The organism is Williamsia sp. MIQD14 (assembly GCF_051025635.1).
GTDB lineage: Bacteria > Actinomycetota > Actinomycetes > Mycobacteriales > Mycobacteriaceae > Williamsia_A.
Genome location: NZ_JBPFDG010000001.1, coordinates 100,238 through 116,722 on the forward strand (window position 1 = coordinate 100,238; position 16,485 = coordinate 116,722).

Sequence of the window (16,485 nt, forward strand, 5' to 3'; positions counted from 1 at the left end):
GCGCATGACCCTCCAAATCGCAGGTCAGCCCGCGGGCAACATCTCCAGCACGTCGGTGATGTCGTCGGCGCCGAGCACCTGCAGCGCCACGTGGTCGGCTCCGGCCGCCAGGTGCGCATCGACCTTCGCCCGCACGGTCTCGGCGTCACCGTGGGCGACGAGGTCGTCGATCAGCGCATCGCTGCCGCCGTCTGCGATGTCGGCGTCGGTGTAGCCCAGGCGCTTCAGGTTCGCCACGTAGTTGCGCAGGTGCAGGTACGGGTTCTCCACCGGCGGCCGGCCGATCTCGCGGGCGGTGACCGCATCGGTCTCGAGCACGATCTTCTGCTCCGGCGCGAGGAACGCGGCGTCGCCCATCTGCTCGCGCGCGTACCGCGTGTGATCGGGGGTGGTCAGGTACGGGTGCGCGCCCAGCGACCGGTCGGCGGCCAGACGGAGCATCTTCGGGCCGAGAGCGGCCAGCACCCGACGCTCGACGGGCAGACCGTTCGCGTCGAGGGCGTCGAGGTAGTCGACCATCGAGTCGTAGGGCGACGCGTACTCCTGGGTCGCCTCGCGGTGACCGACGCCCACGCCGAGGTAGAAGCGGCCCGGGAAGTCGGAGTCGAGGTCGGCGAACTCGCCCGCGATCGCGGCCGGATCGGTGTTCCAGATGTTGGTTATGCCCGTGGCCACCCGGATGCCCGAGGTCGCCTCCAGGAGTCGACGGGCCGGGGTCAGCGACGTCGGCGACCCACCGAGCCAGATCGTGCCGTACCCGAGCTGTTCGATGCGGGCGGCCTGCTCGCCGGTCACACCGGAGAACGGGGCCCAGATGCCGTGGGTGCCGAATGCGTGTCTGCCGGTCGCGGTGCTCATGTCACCAGTCAACCCCGAGTCGGGTCGTATGCTTCCGCCGGCCCACCGGGTCGACCGGCGTGCAGGTGGGCGACGAGCACCCTCGGCGACGTGACCAGCGCGGCCTCGAGTGCACGGGCCAGATCGGTCGAGAGCGCGTGGGCGTCGCCGTTCGTGGGACCGTCGGCGAGGACCACCAGCAGGTCGTCGACCGCACTCATCACGCTCACCCACTCGGCGATGAGCGTCGCCGCCCGCTCGTGCGGTTCGGCGTCGATGATGACCAGGTCGACCAACGGGTGCTCGGTCTGCCAGCACCGCCGCAGCTCGGGGTGGTCATGTCCGGCGGGGCACACGTGCACCGCACGGACCATGCGTCCGAAGCACCGCGCCCGCACGATGGCCTCGTGACACGGTGCGCCGACGTCGTCGACGGGCACGACCACCACCCCGCGCGCCGACAGCGCGACGTCGGAGGTACAGGTCGGGCGGATGCGCTGCGCGGTGGTCACGTCTCCACCGTCGCCCCGTCACCCGCACGCCCACCAGGGTCTGAACGCGATCTCAACGCCGGGTCGCAAGATCTTGACGCCGTCGGATGTCACCGGGCTAGCGTCGGTGCTCATGCGCGCAGTGGTGACCCGGGTGACCGAAGCACATGTGGAGGTCGACGACGAGATCGTCGGACGGCTCGACCTCGACCGCGGGAGGCAGGGACTCGTCGTGCTCGTCGGCGTGACCCACGACGACACCGACGACATCGCGCGGGCGTTGGCCGACAAGGTGTGGCGGCTGCGCATCCTCGACGGGGAACGATCGGCGGCCGACCTCGGCGCCCCGATACTCGTGATCAGCCAGTTCACCCTGTACGCGAACGTGACGAAGGGGCGCCGGCCGTCCTGGAACGCCGCGGCGCCGGGCAGCGTCGCCGAGCCGCTCGTCGACCTGTTCGCGACCGCTTTGTCCGATCTCGGCGCTACGGTGGCCACCGGCCGGTTCGGCGCCCACATGCGCGTCCACAGCGTCAACGACGGACCGGTGACCATCGGGATCGAGATGTGAGGACGTCACCGTGTCGACGATCTACTACACCGCATCGAGCCTCGACGGCTTCATCGTCGACGACGCCGGAAGCCTCGACTGGCTGACGTCGCGTGACATCGACACCGACGGGTTCGACGGCTACACACCGTTCATCGCCGGCGTCGGGGCGATCGTGATGGGTGCGACGACCTACGAGTGGGTCGTCGAGCACGAGAACGGCGCCTGGCCGTACGAGATGCCCGCGTGGGTCGTGACGCACCGACCGGAGATCGTCCGTCCCGACCACGATGCTGTGGCGACGTTCTCCGGGGAGGTCGCCGAACTCCACCCCCGACTGCTCGACGCCGCCGGTCCGGGAGACGTGTGGGTGGTCGGCGGAGGGGAACTCGCCGCGCAGTACGTCGCGGCGGGGCTCATCGACGAGATGTGGGTGCACTTCGCGCCGTGCACGTTGGGCTCCGGGCGCCCGGTGCTGCCGACGCGCTCGGAGTGGACTCTCGCGGGCACGGGTCGCAATCGCGACTTCGTCGGCGCGCGATGGCTGCGGGCGTGAGCCCGCAGATCCGGTTACGAGGCGGCGGTGTCGGGCCGCGGTGTGAGGATGCGCGGGCCGTCCTCGGTGACCGCGACGGTGTGTTCCCAGTGCGCGGCGCGTGAGCCGTCGTCGGTGACGATGGTCCAGTCGTCGTCGAGGACCGAGGTCTCGACGGTGCCGAGGGTCAGCATCGGCTCGATGGCCAGGGTGCTGCCCACGACCAGTCCCGGTCCGCGGTTCGGCTTGCCCTCGTTGGCGAGGAACGGCTCCATGTGCATCTGCGTGCCGATGCCGTGACCGCCGTAACCGGCCACGATGCCGAACGGACGACCGTGGGTCTTCTCGGCCTCGCGGGTGGCGAGCTCGATGGCGTGGGAGACGTCGGTGAGCTTGTTGCCCGCGATCATCGCCGCGACGCCGGCGAGCATGGAGGTGCGCGTCGCCTCGCTGAGCGCCTCGTCGGCCTCGCTCAGGTCTCCGACACCGAAGGTCCAGGCCGAGTCGCCGTGCCAGCCGTCGAGGATGGCGCCGCAGTCGATCGACACCAGGTCACCCTCGGCGAGGACGATGTCCCTCGACGGGATGCCGTGCACGACGACGTCGTTCACCGAGCTGCAGATGGAGCCCGGGAACCCGTGATAGCCCTTGAACGACGGGACGGCGTTCGCCTCCCGGATCACCGTCTCGGCGATCTCGTCGAGTTCGAGTGTGCTCACGCCGACCGTGGCGGCCTCCCGGACCGCGGCGAGCGCCTGTCCGACGATGCGACCGGCCGCCTCCATGGCGTCGAGCTCACCGGCGGACTTGAACGGGACGACCTTCTGTTTACGCAGACCCATCACAGCCGACTCAGGGGTTGAGCGCGCGCAGCACACGCTGGTGGACCTCGCCCACGTCGCCGATCGCGTCGATGACGGTGACCTGCTCGCCGTAGTAGTCGAGCAGCGGGGAGGTCTCCTTGATGTAGACCTGCATGCGGTTGCGGATGACGTCCTCGGTGTCGTCGGCGCGACCGCGGGCGAGCATGCGGTCGACCACGACGTCCTCGTCGACCTCGAACGAGAGCACGGCGTCGAGCTTGCCGCCCAGGTCGGACAGGATGTGCTCGAGCGCGTCGGCCTGCTCGGTCGACCGCGGGAAGCCGTCGAGGATGAAGCCCTCGGTGGCGTCGGGTTCGGCGACCCGGGCGCGCACCATGTCGACGGTGATCTCCGACGGCACCAGGTTGCCGGCGTCGAGGTACTTCTTGGCCTCGATGCCGACCGGGGTGCCCTCGGTGATGTTCGCGCGGAACAGGTCACCGGTGGAGATGTGCGGGATGCCGAGGCTTTCCGACAGCATCTCGGCCTGCGTTCCCTTGCCGGCGCCGGGCGGGCCCAGGATCACGAGTCTCACTTCAGGAACCCTTCGTACTTGCGCTGCATCAGCTGGCTGTTGATCTGCTTCACGGTGTCGAGTCCGACACCGACCATGATCAACACCGCGGTGCCACCGAACGGCAGGTTCTGCACACCGCCGCTGTTGCCGATCTCGAGGAACAGGTTGGGCAGGACCGCGATCACGCCGAGGTAGATCGAGCCGGGAAGCGTGATGCGGCTCAGCACGTAGCCGAGGTAGTCGGCCGTCGGCTGACCCGGGCGGATACCCGGGATGAAGCCGCCGTACTTCTTCATCTCGTCGGCACGTTCCTGCGGGTTGAACGTCACCGCCACGTAGAAGTACGTGAAGAAGATGATCATCAGGAAGTACACGGCGATGTAGACACCGTTGCTGGGGTTGACCAGGTAGGTCTGGATCAGGCGCTGCCAGGTGGGCTGCTCGCCGGTGCTGCTCTGCGTGAGCTGCACGATGAGGTTGGGCAGGTACAGCAGCGACGACGCGAAGATGACGGGGATGACGCCGGCCTGGTTCACCTTCAACGGCAGATAGGTCGAGGACCCGCCGTACATCTTCCTGCCGACCATGCGTTTGGCGTACTGCACGGGTATTCGGCGTTGGCCCTGTTCGATGAACACCACTCCCGCGATGATGGCGAGAGCCGCGACGAGAACCAGTGCGAACACGAGGCCACCGCGGGTGTCGAGGATCTGCTTGCCCTCGGAGGGGATGCGTGCGGCGATGCCGGCGAAGATCATCAGCGACATGCCGTTGCCGATGCCGCGCTCGGTGATCAGCTCGCCGAACCACATGACGACACAGGCGCCGGCGGTCATGACGAGCACGATGATGATGAGGCCGAAGATCGACTTGTCGCGGAGGATCTCGCTGCCGGTGGAGCAGTCACGGAGCAGATCACCACGGTCGGCCAGCGCCACGATGCCGGTCGACTGCAGCAGGGCCAGCGCCACCGTGAGGTAGCGGGTGTACTGCGTCATCTTGGCCTGGCCGGACTGGCCTTCCTTGCGCAGCTGCTCGAACCGGGGGATCACCACGGTGAGGAGCTGCACGATGATGCTGGCGGTGATGTACGGCATGATGCCGATCGCGAACACCGACAGCTGCAGGAGCGCGCCGCCGGAGAACATGTTGATCAGCGAGTAGATGCCGGCCGAATCGCCGCGCGAGACCTCGTCGAGGCAGGAACGCACCTGGCGGTAGTCGACACCGGGTGAGGGGATGGTCGCGCCCAGGCGGTACAGGATGATGATCCCGATGACGAAGAGGATCTTCCGTCTCAGGTCCTGTGTCCGGATGGCCGAGACAAAGGCGGAACGCACTAATTCCTCCTGCCGAACGAGCACGCGCCTGCCTGCGGCATCACGTCGGACCCGGTAAACCGTGGTCGACGCAGTCGCACAGGGGTGATCAGTCGTTATGGTCGGCCGAACTCCGTGCGCGGGGCGCGAGGAGGATCGGCGGTGATCACGGTGGTCTCCGTTCCGGCCCCGAAGATCTCGGGTGTCGGGCGGCGACCAGACAACTCTTGAACTCTAACAGTGGTCCCCGCGGTGCCCGGTCGAACATCGGGCACCGCGGAGACCGGCGGTGTCACAGCAGCGTGGTGCTGCCACCTGCTGCGCTGATCTTCTCGGTTGCCGAGGAGGAGAACTTGTTGGCGGTGACCTGCACGGCGACCGACAGATCGCCGTCGCCGAGGACCTTGACCAACTCGTTCTTGCGGACCGCACCCTTGGCGACGAGGTCGTCGACGCCGATGGTGCCCCCCTCGGGGAACAGCCGCGCGATGTCGCCCAGGTTCACGACCTGGTACTCGACGCGGTTGCGGTTGGTGAAGCCCTTGAGCTTGGGCAGCCGCATGTGGATCGGCATCTGCCCGCCCTCGAAGGCCGCGGGGACGTTCTTGCGCGCCTTGGTGCCCTTGGTGCCGCGACCGGCGGTCTTACCCTTGGATCCCTCACCGCGACCGACGCGTGTCTTCTCGGTCTTCGCGCCCGGTGCGGGACGAAGGTGGTGGAGCTTGATGGTCATCGCTTAAACCTCTTCGACTGTCACGAGGTGGCGCACCACGTTGATGAGGCCGCGGTTGGCCGGGGTGTCCTCGCGGGTGACGGTCTGACGGATCTTCCTCAGTCCGAGGGTCCGCAGGCTGTCACGCTGGTTGCTCTTGGTTCCGACCGTGCCCTTGATCTGGGTGATCTTCAGCTCTGCCATGTCGGTCACACTCCCTGTCCGGCGCGCGCCCGCAGCATGCCTGCGGGTGCGACGTCTTCGATGGGCAGGCCGCGGCGGGCCGCGACCTCTTCGGGACGCTGCAGCATCTTCAGTGCGGCCACGGTGGCGTGGACGACGTTGATGGCATTGTCACTGCCGAGGCTCTTGGCGAGGACGTCGTGGACGCCTGCGCACTCGAGCACGGCACGCACCGCGCCGCCGGCGATCACACCGGTACCGGGCGAGGCCGGACGCAACATGACGACACCGGCCGCCGCCTCACCCTGGACCGGGTGGGTGACGGTGGAGCCGATCAGCGGGACGCGGAAGAAGTTCTTCTGAGCCTCTTCGACGCCCTTCTGGATGGCGGCGGGGACCTCTTTGGCCTTGCCGTAGCCGACACCGACCATGCCCTGGCCGTCACCGACGACAACGAGAGCGGTGAAGGAGAACCGACGTCCACCCTTGACCACCTTGGACACGCGGTTGATGGCGACGACGCGCTCGAGCCGGTTCTTGTCCTGCTCGCGCCCGCCACGCTGGCCGTCGCGGCCACCGCCACGACGGTCGCCGCCGCCGCCGCGACGATCGCCGCCGCCACGGTTGTCGGCTGCGCCCGCGGTCGCGGGTGCGTTGGGGTCGGTGCTGGTGGCGGGTCCGGTTCCGCCGTCACGCCGTTGACGTCCCGGCATCAGATGGTCCTTCCGTGTGCACTGAGAGTGCTGGTGTGTGTGGTGGTCATCAGAACTGCAGGCCTCCCTCGCGGGCGGCGTCGGCGAGTGCCGCGATCCGTCCGTGGTAGTCGTGCCCGCCACGGTCGAAGACGACCGTGTCGACGCCGGCGGCCTTGGCGCGGGCGGCGATCAGCTCGCCGACCTTGCGGCTCTGCGCCGACTTGTCGCCGCCGGCACTGCGCACGTCGGCCTCGATCGTCGACGCGGCGGCAAGGGTGTTGCCTGCCAGGTCGTCGATGAGCTGGACGTGGATGTGTCGCGACGACCGCTTGACCACGAGACGCGGTCGCTGCGGGGTGCCGCTGATCTTCTTGCGGAGCCGGAAGTGGCGGCGCCCGGTGGAACGACGACGACGGGTCGACACGTCCTTGCCGACCGGCACGCGCTTGGTGCCCGATGCTGTCTTCACAGTGGTTTCAGTCATGTCACTTACCCGTCTTTCCGACCTTGCGGCGGATCTGCTCACCCTCGTAGCGGATGCCCTTGCCCTTGTAGGGGTCCGGACGCCGCAGGCGGCGAATGTTGGCCGAGATCTGCCCGACCTGCTGCTTGTCGATGCCCGAGACCGAGAACTTGGTCGGGGACTCCACCGCGAAGGTGATGCCCTCGGGGGCCTCGATCGGCACCGGATGGCTGTAACCGAGGGCGAACTCGAGGTCCTTGCCCTTGAGCTGCACGCGGTAACCGACGCCGAAGATCTCCATCTTCGTGGTGTAGCCCTGGGTCACACCGGTGACCAGGTTGGCCACGAGGGTGCGGCTGAGGCCGTGCAGCGAGCGGTTGCGGCGCTCGTCGTTGGGGCGGGTCACCACGATGGTGCCGTCCTCGTTGGCGATCGAGATGGGCTCGGCCACGGTCAGCGAGAGCTCACCCTTGGGGCCCTTGACCGAGACGGCCTGCCCGTCGATCTTCACGTCCACTCCGGCCGGGATGGCGACCGGGTTCTTTCCAATACGCGACATTGTGTTGGCCCCTTACCAGACGTAGGCGAGGACTTCGCCGCCGACGCCCTGGTTGGCTGCCTGGCGATCGGTCAGCAGGCCCGAGGACGTGGAGATGATGGCCACGCCGAGGCCGCCGAGCACCTTCGGCATGTTGGTGGACTTTGCGTAGACCCGCAGTCCGGGCTTGGAGACGCGGCGCAGGCCGGCGATGCTCCGCTCACGGCTGGGGCCGTACTTGAGGGTGACGACGAGGCTCTTGCCCACCGCCGCGTCCTCGGTACGGAACTCGGTGATGTAGCCCTCGCGCTTGAGGATCTCGGCGATGTTCACCTTGATCTTCGACGACGGCAGGGTCACCTCGTCATGGAACGCCGAGTTGGCGTTACGCAGACGCGTCAAGAAGTCTGCGATCGGATCAGTCATGGTCATGAGTGACCGTCAACCTTTCTCGTGGCGGTTCCCATACAGCACGCGCGTGTCGGTTCCGTCGTCGCCCCAGGGGCGCCCGGCGGCCTCTCACGTCACGTCGTGGGCCTGCTACGAAGCGTGTTGTGCATGTCCTCACCGACGATCGCCGGTGAGGGGTGGTACCCCGGTGGTGCGTGAGCACCACCGGCAATTTCGAGCTGGAAGAGTTCGAAAATTGTGTGGTCACCTCGAACGATGACGGGCGCGCGACAACGCACCCGAGTCCGGGCAACCGTTCAAGTGTAGGGAAGAGCGCCGACCACGCCAAATCGCACGTCAGGAGCCGAACACGAAGCGTCGTGTCGGCACCACGTCGATGTTCTCGTGGGCACCGATCGCGACGACGCTGTCGAGCATGGCCGTCATCCGACGCGTCAGCTCCGCGTCGTCTCCCCCGCTGCCGTAGAACGCGTGCGGATCGTGTGCCGCGGCGAGCGGGAACAGCTCCTCGACGATCGCGTCGACGTGCTCCGGGGTCTCGGTGACCGGTCGCTGCACGATGTTCTGGATGTAGCCGGAGGTGGCCTGGGTCGCGATCGCGACGGGCGTGTGGTCGTCGAGCCAGCGTCGGAGCCATTCATCGCGGTCGATCGACGCCGGTCGGCGCAGGAAGGCGACGTTGGCCATCGCCTCGGCCGGTTCGCCGTCGGGTGTCGGCGGCGGGTCGATGGGTCGGCGTTCAACGACCTCCCACCCGACGATGCGCTCGGTCTTCCCGGCAAGGACGTCGGTCACCCCGGCGGGGTCGTCGTCGGTCCACACGCTGATCACGGCGGCGATCGGCGGTGCGAACGTCGACAGCGTCATCGCGCCCTCGAGTTCCGGCGTCCCGCCGATGTTGATCTGCACGCGATCGGCGCCCGCAGCGCGAAGATCGGCAGCGATGCCCGCGGCGGCGACACCGCTCCCCCACACCGCGTACATGAACTTGACCATCGTCTGAACCTACGGAGATCGTCCGATCCGCGGGCCGTAGTGGGCGAGACGACCACGGTGGCCTGAATCCCGACGGTCTCCACGGCTGGATGTCGATGATCGCCGAACTGTGCACAACCCGCCCCGGGCCGGCTGCCGGACGACGTGATCCGTCGGCGGCCGATGGTCAGCTCGGGCTCCTCGAACCCAAGGAGCCCCACGTGACCGATCCACAACCGAGATTGCCCGGCCTGCCTCGCTGGCACGCCGACCCCCAGGTGCGCGACACGATCCACCGCATCCGGAACGTCGGCATGGCGATCACCGTCGCCGAGGGACTCTGCGCCACGCACGCGAACGACCCCGAAGCCGTCGCCGCCTCGTGTCCCTACGCGTACACCAGCGGCAGGTCGCTCATCGGCGAGCCGGAACTCGCGGTGTACGGGCTCGGCGCCTCCGACGCCGTGGATGTGCTCTGCGACGTCGCCGAGGAACTCGACATGTGGCCGTGGGAGCGCCTTGTGGCCGAGGAGACCGAGATCTACACCGAGAACGTCGACCTCGCGGTGCGACTCGTCGAGGCCGTCGACACCACCGATTTCCGCGTCCACCACGCACTGTTCCCGAACAGCACCGTGCTGCAAGTGGTCTGGTCCGACGACAACGGCGCCTATCCCTGGGAGGAGGCGTACTCACTGCGCCCGGCCGACCAGTACCTCAAGGGTGTCGAAGGATTCGCCCGCGACGTCGGTCCACGATTCATCACCCGACCGACCGGCCCCAATCGAGCGCAGCGGCGCAAGCGGAAACGGTGACGTCGCACCGATGACAAGGGCCCGAGTCCTGGTGGACTCGGGCCCCTCTCGGGTGGATCAGTGGTGCAGTTCTAGCGGTGGCGCGGTGTCACCAGCTCGACTTCTGCACACCGGGCAGCTCGCCGGCGTGCGCCATCTCGCGCAGGCAGATGCGGCACAGGCCGAACTTGCGGTACACCGCGTGCGGGCGTCCGCAGCGGTTGCAGCGGGTGTAGCCGCGGACCTTGAACTTCGGCTTCGCGTTGGCCTTGTTGACCAGAGCCTTCTTTGCCATGTCAGTTGTCCTTCACGCTGTTGTCTTTGAACGGGAACCCGAGGTGACGGAGCAGCGCGCGGCCTTCGTCGTCGAGGGTTGCCGTGGTGACCACCGTGATGTCCATACCGCGGGGCCGGTCGATGTTGTCGATGTTGATCTCGTGGAACATCGACTGCTCGTTGAGACCGAACGTGTAGTTGCCGTTGCCGTCGAACTGACGATCCGACAGGCCGCGGAAGTCGCGGATACGGGGAAGCGCGATCGACACGAGCCGGTCGAGGAACTCCCACATGCGGTCGCCACGCAGGGTGACGCGCGCGCCGATGGGCATGCCCTCACGCAGCTTGAACTGCGCGATCGACTTGCGGGCCTTGCGGATCTCGGGCTTCTGGCCGGTGATCAGCTCGAGGTCCTTGACCGCGCCGTTGATCAGCTTGGCGTCACGGGCGGCGTCGCCGACACCCATGTTCACCACGACCTTGACCACGCCGGGGATCTGCATGACGTTGTCGTACTTGAACTCTTCGTTCAGCGCGTCCTTGATCTCGGCGCGGTAGCGCGCCTTCAGACGGGGCTGCACCTTGTTCTCGGTGGTGGTCATGTCAGATGTCCTTCCCGTTCTTGCGGGAAATGCGCACGCGCTTGCCGGTCTCGTCGTCCGTGCGGTAGCCGATGCGTGTCGGGGTCCCGTCGGCGTCGACGACCATCACGTTCGAGACGTGGATGGGGGCCTCGGTGACGACGATTCCGCCGGAGGAGGCGCCGCGCTCGGACTGCGCTGCGGAGGTGTGCTTCTTGATGCGGTTGACGCCCTCGACGAGGACCTTGCTGCGCGTGGGGTAGGACTCGATGACCTTGCCCTTCGCGCCCTTGTCCTTGCCCGAGATGACGATCACGGTGTCGCCCTTGTGGACCTTCATGTCAAAGCACCTCCGGGGCCAGCGAGACGATCTTCATGAAGCGCTTGTCGCGCAGCTCGCGGCCCACGGGGCCGAAGATGCGGGTTCCACGCGGATCGCTCTCGTTCTTGAGAATGACGGCGGCGTTCTCGTCGAAGCGGATGTAGGAACCATCCGCGCGACGGCGCTCCTTGGTGGTGCGGACGATGACGGCCTTGACGACCTCGCCGCGCTTGACGTTGCCGCCGGGGATCGCGTCCTTGACGGTGGCGACGATGACGTCGCCGATGCCGGCGTACCGGCGAGACGAGCCTCCGAGCACACGGATGCACAAGATTTCCTTGGCACCGGTGTTGTCGGCGACCCGCAGGCGTGACTCCTGCTGGATCACTGTTTGATCTCCTCAGACCTGGTGGGTGTGTACGCCGGATTCCGACCCGACGCACGCGGTCCGTTGCCACCGTTCGCACGCCTGACCACGGCCGATGAGGGCCGCGAAGGGTTCGCGCTCGGGTTCGCGACACAACCGTGCCGCAGGCAACCGGTCAAGTGTAGGTGAACCCGCAGGTCGCGAACAAATCCCTCTCGTCCCGCCCGGCATCGTCGGCACATATGATTCGCACAGCGAAAGATTCCGGTACGTCGACCCGAGAGGACACCCGTGTACCCCGATCATCCCCGCACCCCCGACGGGGCAGCGAGCCCGGTCCCTGCGCTCGAGACCCGCGACCTGACGAAGGTCTACGGCGAGAAGACGGCGATCCACGACGGCCAGGTCGCGGTCTCCGGCGTCAGCCTCGCCATCCCCCGCGGCGCGCTGTACGGACTGGTCGGCGCGAACGGCGCGGGCAAGACGACGTGGCTGTCGATGGCGACCGGGTTGCTGCGGCCGTCGCACGGGTCGGCATTCCTCGACGGGCACAACGTGTGGGCCGACCCCGTCGCCGCGCGTGGCCGTGTCGGGTTGCTCCCCGACGGACCCACGATGTCCGAGGCACTGCCCGGCCACGTCGCCCTGCGTCACGTCGGGGTGTTGCAGGGACTCCCGACCGACGTCGCCGACACCCGCGCCCGCGACCTCATGGCCGTGTTCGACATCGCCGGCAGCGCCGACAAACCCGTCAATTCGTACTCGGCGGGCATGAAGAAGAAGATCGGCCTCGCCGCCGCGCTCATCCACTCACCGCGACTGCTCGTCCTCGACGAGCCACTCGAGGCGGTCGACCCGGTCTCGGCGGTCACGATCCGCGAGATCCTGCAGCGCTTCACCGCGACCGGCGGCACCGTGGTCCTCTCGAGCCACTCCATGTCGCTGATCGAACAGATCTGCACCCACGTCGCGATCCTCGACAAGGGGCGACTGGTCACCGCAGGCGAGACCGCCGCGGTCCGCGCGGGCACGAGCCTCGAATCGATCCTCGTCGACACCGTGAACCGATCCTCCACAATCGGAACCGACACCGCCGCCCCCGGACTCGACTGGCTCGACGGTGGGACCGGTGGGCGATGAGCACCGACACGTCGCGACCGGCGTCGGAGCCGGTGTCGCGTCCGACCCGCGACACCGTCGCGGCGTTGCTCGATCTCGACCGCGCCATCCGACGGGCCTCGCCCACGCCCGTCGGGCTACGGATCCTGGTGGGCGCGTTCGCCGTCCTGCTGCTGGTCGCGATGGTGGGTCTCACGATGGCCACCGACGCCGGAGCGCCGCGCCGCACCACCGCGGCCCTGTGTGCACTCGTCGTGATCGGCGCGCTCGCGATCGCACCGCTCATCGCGACGCGGCCGTCGGGTGTCTCGCCGACCGATGTCCGGCACCTGCCGGTGTCGGCGAACGCGCTACGTACCGCCTCGGGAAGGGCGATGGTGCGCGGCCCCGGACTCCGGTTCGCGATCGTCGCGTTGCTGCTCGTTCCGCTCGCCGTCGCCACCGGCCCCGACCTCGACGTGGCCGCGATCGTCGCCGCCGTCGTCGCGATACCGCCCACCGCGGCACTCGGGGTGATCGGTTCGCGCGTGGTGGGTCTGACGTTCGCGCAGGCGATGCGCTCACAGACCGGACGCCTCGTCGCGACGGTGAGCAGTGTCGTCGCGGTGGCTGCGATCTACGTCGTGTACCTGCTCCTGTCGCAGGGCACCATCGATCCGCGCAACCCCGTGCTGCAGGTGGTGGCGCGCGTGCTGCCGACCGGCTGGCCCGTCGTGGCCGGCGAGTCGATCACCGCGGGGCGGTGGTGGCTCGCGGTGCTCGTGGTCGCCGGTCTCGTCCTCGCGGCGGGCGGCCTCTACGTGACGTGGTCGCGACGGATCGATCAGGCCATGTACTCCGACGCTGTCTCCGCGGCCACGGGCGCGCGGCGCAGCGAGAACGCGCGACGGGTCACCGCGTCACCGACGCTGCTGGTGTTGCGCACCGAGGCCCGCATGCTCGTCACCGATCCCCAGCGGCTCGGGCTCGCCATCCTCCCGCTGGCGTTCATCGTGATCGGAGTGGTGCTGATGCTCTCGGGCACCGACGCCTACGGCATGCAGTTCGGCGCGCCGCTCGTGGTGTTCATGTGCGGGTCGATGCTCGCCAACACCTTCGGCCTCGACCGGTGGGCGTTCGCGGTGTTGATCACGGCGCCCTCGGCCGCGGCCCTGGTGATCCGCGCGCGCATGACGCTGGCGGCGTTGCTGGCCCTGGCCGTCGGCATCGTCGGCACCGTGGTGGCGCGGACCGTGCGGCACACCGACCCGGCCACCTGGCCGGTCGCGATGGCGGTCATCGTCGGCGGCGCCGCGACCGCGTCGTCGGTGGCCGCCCTGCTCCCCGCTCTCGCCCCGTATCGGGTGCCGGAGGGCTCGTCGATCTCGTCGATGAACTCGCGCGGATCGATGTCGGGCAACAGCGTGCGGTGGTCGCTCGCGGCGATCCCCGCGATGGCGCTGGTGTGCGCCCCCGGCATCGCGCTCGGACTGCTGCTCCCGACCCCGCTGTCGTATCTCGCGGTGGCCGTCGAGGTGGTCGTCGCCGTGCCGCTGACGATCTGGGCGCACCGGCGGGCGGTCACCCTCGTCGCCCAGCGCGGTCCGGAGATCCTGGCCGCGGTCACCGGCACCGCCCCGGCCACCGCCGACGACTGACCGCCGGTCGATCGGAATGTCGGCCGATCGCACGACAAACCGACATTTCCGACGCGGAAGGGTGATGGTGGCCTGATCATCATCACGCCCACCCCTCGTCGAGAAATGAGCCCAGCGTGAACCGTGACCGAGTCATCCGCATGATCGCCGTCGCCGGAGTGTCCGCGACGATGGCGCTGGGCGCCGTCGTCACCGCCCCACCGGCCTCCGCGGCGACCACGTTCGGCAACTGCTCACAGCTGAACAAGTCTTTCCCGCACGGGGTCGGCGTCTCGGGCGCGCGCGACAAGGTGTCGGGCAGCAAGCGACCCGTCACGAACTTCGCCGTCGACTCGGCCACCTACCAACTCAACACCCGCCTCGATCGCGACAACGACAAGATCGCCTGCGAGAAGAAGTAACCCGGCACCGGTCGTCGATTCACCCGACTCCGCGCGCCGGGATTCTGCAAGACTGGTCGCCGTGATGGGGAATCGATCGTGACCGCGCTGGCCCGCGGTGAGAACCGTCCGCTGCCGGCATCGGCGGTGGCCGTCACCGTCACGTCGGCGAACTCCGTCGACGTCTCGGCCCTGCTGCTCGGCGACGACGGCAAGGTCCGCTCCGACGCCGACCTCGTGTTCTTCAACAACCCCGTCGGCCCGGGCGTCGAATACCGCCACGGTCGGGGCGCGGGCGACGTCGTCGCCGTCGACACCTCCGCGGTGCCCGCCGACGTGAGCACCGTCGTGGTGACCGCGAGCCTCGACGGATCGGGGCCTGCCACCTTCGCCGGTGCCGGAGAGATCACCGCGACGGTGAACTCGAGCGGTGAACCCCTCACGTTCGCGATGTCGGGTCTGACCACCGAGGCCGCCCTGGTCTGCGTCGAGATCTACCGCCGAGGCGACGCCTGGAAGGTCCGCGCCGTGGGCCAGGGCTACGACGACGGTCTCGCCGGCATCGCCACCGCGTTCGGCATCGACATCCACGACGAACCCGAGCCTGCGACGACGCCCCCGGCCGCCGCCGCACCCACGCCGCCGCCGGCTGCCCCCATGCCGCCGGCACCCTCTGCACCACCAGTCGCATCACCCGCCCCATCCATGGTCTCGACCCCCGGAGGACCTCCCATGCAGAGCGAACTGTTCGCGCCCCAGTACGCCGAGGCGAGCGCGCCGGGCATCCAGAAGCAGGGCAGCAAGATGTGCAAGGTCGCCCTCAACGGCGACGTGATGGCGCGCACCGGATCGATGGTCGCCTACCAGGGCGACCTCAAGTTCGAGGCACTCGGGTCCGGCGGCATCGGCAACATGATCCGCCAGCGGCTCTCCGGCGAAGGTGTGCCGTTGATGAAGGTCGTCGGGCGCGGGGATCTGTTCCTCGCCAACGCATCCACCGACGTGCACCTCATCGATCTCGACGGCACCGACGGGCTCACCATCAACGGCGCCAACGTGCTCGCTTTCGAATCGACACTGACCTACAACATCGCGCGGGTGCAGGGCGCGGCCATGGCCAGCAACGCGGGCCTGTTCAACTGTGTGTTCACCGGACGCGGGCGTATCGCGATCACCACCGACGGCACGCCGGTGGTGCTCAACGTCGACCAGCCGACCTACGCCGATCCGCAGGCGGCCGTGGCGTGGTCGTCGAGCCTGCGCACCGGGGTGAAACAGAACGATTCGTTCAACCTCGGAACGCTCATCGGCCGCAGCACGGGTGAACGGTTCACGCTGTCGTTCTCCGGCCAGGGTTTCGTCATCGTGCAGCCCTCGGAGCTCCCGCCGGGCGGCATGATCGGCGGGACCGGTGCCGGCGAGCAGTCGGGGGTCGGCGGCGCACTCGGCGGTCTGCTCGGCCGCTGACCCGACACCCACCGCAACGAGGCCGGACACCCGATGGGCATCCGGCCCCGCGCAGGGAGGGGTGGGGCGGCCTAGAGGGCCAGCGGCACCCAGAAGCCGAAGAACCAGAAGCCCCAGCCGTGGTGGTCGGCGCTGAACTGCGGCGTCACACGCTGACCGCGAAAATCGAACGGCCGGGTGTCGGGCCGGCGCACCGGTCCCGGGGCCGCGGTCGGCCGTGACGGCGACGAGTAGCCGATCTGTTCGTGGTTCTGTGTCTGCTGATGGCTCGCGACGGCGGTCGGCGCCGCCGATGCGACCCCTGCCCCGGCGCCCAACGACGCCAGTCCGATACCGCCCGCGGCCACCGTGCCGATCAGGATCTTCTTGATACGCATCGCGTTCCACCCACCTTCGTTGTCGTGTCGCATCGCCCGGAGTTCGTCACCGGATGACAACCACGACGCTAGGAAC

Annotated in this window: 24 protein-coding genes; 7 read left to right on the top strand and 17 right to left on the bottom strand. The window is 68.4% G+C overall.

Going from position 1 to position 16,485, the window contains the following annotated elements; all coding sequences use genetic code 11:
* Positions 1-24: 24 nt before the first annotated feature.
* On the bottom strand, positions 25-858 hold the full coding sequence (locus tag ACQ7HM_RS00475) for an LLM class F420-dependent oxidoreductase (protein ID WP_434214305.1): 834 nt from the start codon (positions 856-858) through the stop codon (positions 25-27).
* 8 nt (positions 859-866) lie between these two features.
* The gene (locus ACQ7HM_RS00480; protein ID WP_434214306.1) at positions 867-1,349 is read right to left on the bottom strand and encodes a hypothetical protein; all 483 of its coding nucleotides are present in this window, start codon (positions 1,347-1,349) and stop codon (positions 867-869) included.
* A gap of 112 nt (positions 1,350-1,461) precedes the next feature.
* On the opposite strand from ACQ7HM_RS00480, the gene dtd reads away from it, so the two are divergent.
* Together dtd and ACQ7HM_RS00490 are read left to right on the top strand one after the other, a co-directional pair.
* On the top strand, positions 1,462-1,899 hold the full coding sequence (gene dtd, locus ACQ7HM_RS00485; protein ID WP_434214307.1) for a D-aminoacyl-tRNA deacylase: 438 nt from the start codon (positions 1,462-1,464) through the stop codon (positions 1,897-1,899).
* Positions 1,900-1,909: 10 nt separating this feature from the next.
* Positions 1,910-2,434 carry a dihydrofolate reductase family protein gene (locus ACQ7HM_RS00490; RefSeq protein WP_434214308.1) on the top strand — a complete coding sequence of 175 codons (525 nt, stop codon included), beginning with the start codon at positions 1,910-1,912 and terminating at the stop codon, positions 2,432-2,434.
* A gap of 14 nt (positions 2,435-2,448) precedes the next feature.
* Here the strand turns inward: ACQ7HM_RS00490 and map are convergent, their stop codons facing one another.
* The 10 genes from map to ACQ7HM_RS00540 form a co-directional block, all read right to left on the bottom strand.
* Positions 2,449-3,255, bottom strand: a complete 807-nt coding sequence (gene map, locus ACQ7HM_RS00495) for a type I methionyl aminopeptidase (RefSeq protein ID WP_434214309.1) — start codon at positions 3,253-3,255, stop codon at positions 2,449-2,451.
* 10 nt (positions 3,256-3,265) lie between these two features.
* Complete coding sequence (locus ACQ7HM_RS00500) at positions 3,266-3,811, bottom strand: adenylate kinase (protein ID WP_434214310.1); 546 nt, start codon at positions 3,809-3,811, stop codon at positions 3,266-3,268.
* Complete coding sequence (gene secY, locus ACQ7HM_RS00505) at positions 3,808-5,133, bottom strand: preprotein translocase subunit SecY (protein WP_434214311.1); 1,326 nt, start codon at positions 5,131-5,133, stop codon at positions 3,808-3,810. Before secY ends, ACQ7HM_RS00500 begins: the two co-directional genes overlap by 4 nt.
* A 271-nt stretch (positions 5,134-5,404) precedes the next feature.
* Positions 5,405-5,845, bottom strand: coding sequence for a 50S ribosomal protein L15 (rplO, locus tag ACQ7HM_RS00510; protein ID WP_434214312.1), 441 nt, complete (start codon positions 5,843-5,845; stop codon positions 5,405-5,407).
* A gap of 3 nt (positions 5,846-5,848) precedes the next feature.
* On the bottom strand, positions 5,849-6,028 hold the full coding sequence (gene rpmD, locus ACQ7HM_RS00515) for a 50S ribosomal protein L30 (protein ID WP_045823666.1): 180 nt from the start codon (positions 6,026-6,028) through the stop codon (positions 5,849-5,851).
* A gap of 5 nt (positions 6,029-6,033) precedes the next feature.
* Complete coding sequence (gene rpsE / locus ACQ7HM_RS00520; protein ID WP_045823667.1) at positions 6,034-6,720, bottom strand: 30S ribosomal protein S5; 687 nt, start codon at positions 6,718-6,720, stop codon at positions 6,034-6,036.
* A gap of 49 nt (positions 6,721-6,769) precedes the next feature.
* A complete protein-coding gene (gene rplR, locus ACQ7HM_RS00525) occupies positions 6,770-7,186 on the bottom strand; it encodes a 50S ribosomal protein L18 (RefSeq protein ID WP_434214313.1) in 417 nt (138 codons plus the stop codon).
* 1 nt (position 7,187) lies between these two features.
* Positions 7,188-7,724, bottom strand: coding sequence for a 50S ribosomal protein L6 (gene rplF, locus ACQ7HM_RS00530; protein WP_045823669.1), 537 nt, complete (start codon positions 7,722-7,724; stop codon positions 7,188-7,190).
* A gap of 12 nt (positions 7,725-7,736) precedes the next feature.
* Positions 7,737-8,135 carry a 30S ribosomal protein S8 gene (rpsH, locus tag ACQ7HM_RS00535; protein ID WP_045823670.1) on the bottom strand — a complete coding sequence of 133 codons (399 nt, stop codon included), beginning with the start codon at positions 8,133-8,135 and terminating at the stop codon, positions 7,737-7,739.
* Positions 8,136-8,450: 315 nt separating this feature from the next.
* On the bottom strand, positions 8,451-9,110 hold the full coding sequence (locus tag ACQ7HM_RS00540) for a hypothetical protein (RefSeq protein ID WP_434214314.1): 660 nt from the start codon (positions 9,108-9,110) through the stop codon (positions 8,451-8,453).
* Positions 9,111-9,310: 200 nt separating this feature from the next.
* Between ACQ7HM_RS00540 and ACQ7HM_RS00545 the strand changes: the two genes are divergently transcribed.
* Positions 9,311-9,904, top strand: a complete 594-nt coding sequence (locus tag ACQ7HM_RS00545) for a DUF4262 domain-containing protein (protein ID WP_434214315.1) — start codon at positions 9,311-9,313, stop codon at positions 9,902-9,904.
* 88 nt (positions 9,905-9,992) lie between these two features.
* Here ACQ7HM_RS00545 and ACQ7HM_RS00550 read toward each other — a convergent pair whose 3' ends face one another.
* The 4 genes from ACQ7HM_RS00550 to rplN are packed head-to-tail and all read right to left on the bottom strand — an operon-like array spanning position 9,993 to position 11,450.
* Positions 9,993-10,178 (bottom strand): type Z 30S ribosomal protein S14, encoded by a 186-nt coding sequence (locus ACQ7HM_RS00550; protein ID WP_434214316.1) that lies wholly within the window; start codon positions 10,176-10,178, stop codon positions 9,993-9,995.
* Between the two features lies 1 nt (position 10,179).
* On the bottom strand, positions 10,180-10,761 hold the full coding sequence (rplE, locus tag ACQ7HM_RS00555; protein WP_055792507.1) for a 50S ribosomal protein L5: 582 nt from the start codon (positions 10,759-10,761) through the stop codon (positions 10,180-10,182).
* Position 10,762: 1 nt separating this feature from the next.
* Positions 10,763-11,080, bottom strand: a complete 318-nt coding sequence (rplX, locus tag ACQ7HM_RS00560) for a 50S ribosomal protein L24 (protein ID WP_045823675.1) — start codon at positions 11,078-11,080, stop codon at positions 10,763-10,765.
* Position 11,081: 1 nt separating this feature from the next.
* A complete protein-coding gene (rplN, locus tag ACQ7HM_RS00565) occupies positions 11,082-11,450 on the bottom strand; it encodes a 50S ribosomal protein L14 (RefSeq protein ID WP_045823676.1) in 369 nt (122 codons plus the stop codon).
* A 270-nt stretch (positions 11,451-11,720) separates the two neighbouring features.
* On the opposite strand from rplN, the gene ACQ7HM_RS00570 reads away from it, so the two are divergent.
* From ACQ7HM_RS00570 to ACQ7HM_RS00585, 4 genes are all read left to right on the top strand, one after another.
* On the top strand, positions 11,721-12,569 hold the full coding sequence (locus ACQ7HM_RS00570; RefSeq protein ID WP_434214317.1) for an ABC transporter ATP-binding protein: 849 nt from the start codon (positions 11,721-11,723) through the stop codon (positions 12,567-12,569).
* Positions 12,566-14,185 (top strand): hypothetical protein, encoded by a 1,620-nt coding sequence (locus ACQ7HM_RS00575; RefSeq protein WP_434214318.1) that lies wholly within the window; start codon positions 12,566-12,568, stop codon positions 14,183-14,185. The genes ACQ7HM_RS00570 and ACQ7HM_RS00575 overlap by 4 nt, the downstream gene beginning before the upstream one ends.
* A 116-nt stretch (positions 14,186-14,301) precedes the next feature.
* On the top strand, positions 14,302-14,586 hold the full coding sequence (locus tag ACQ7HM_RS00580) for an excalibur calcium-binding domain-containing protein (protein WP_434214319.1): 285 nt from the start codon (positions 14,302-14,304) through the stop codon (positions 14,584-14,586).
* A 78-nt stretch (positions 14,587-14,664) separates the two neighbouring features.
* A complete protein-coding gene (locus tag ACQ7HM_RS00585; RefSeq protein WP_434214320.1) occupies positions 14,665-16,032 on the top strand; it encodes an AIM24 family protein in 1,368 nt (455 codons plus the stop codon).
* Positions 16,033-16,103: 71 nt separating this feature from the next.
* Here the strand turns inward: ACQ7HM_RS00585 and ACQ7HM_RS00590 are convergent, their stop codons facing one another.
* Positions 16,104-16,409: a hypothetical protein gene (locus tag ACQ7HM_RS00590; RefSeq protein ID WP_434214321.1), complete on the bottom strand. Its 306-nt coding sequence runs from the start codon at positions 16,407-16,409 to the stop codon at positions 16,104-16,106.
* Between the last annotated feature and the right edge of the window lie 76 nt (positions 16,410-16,485).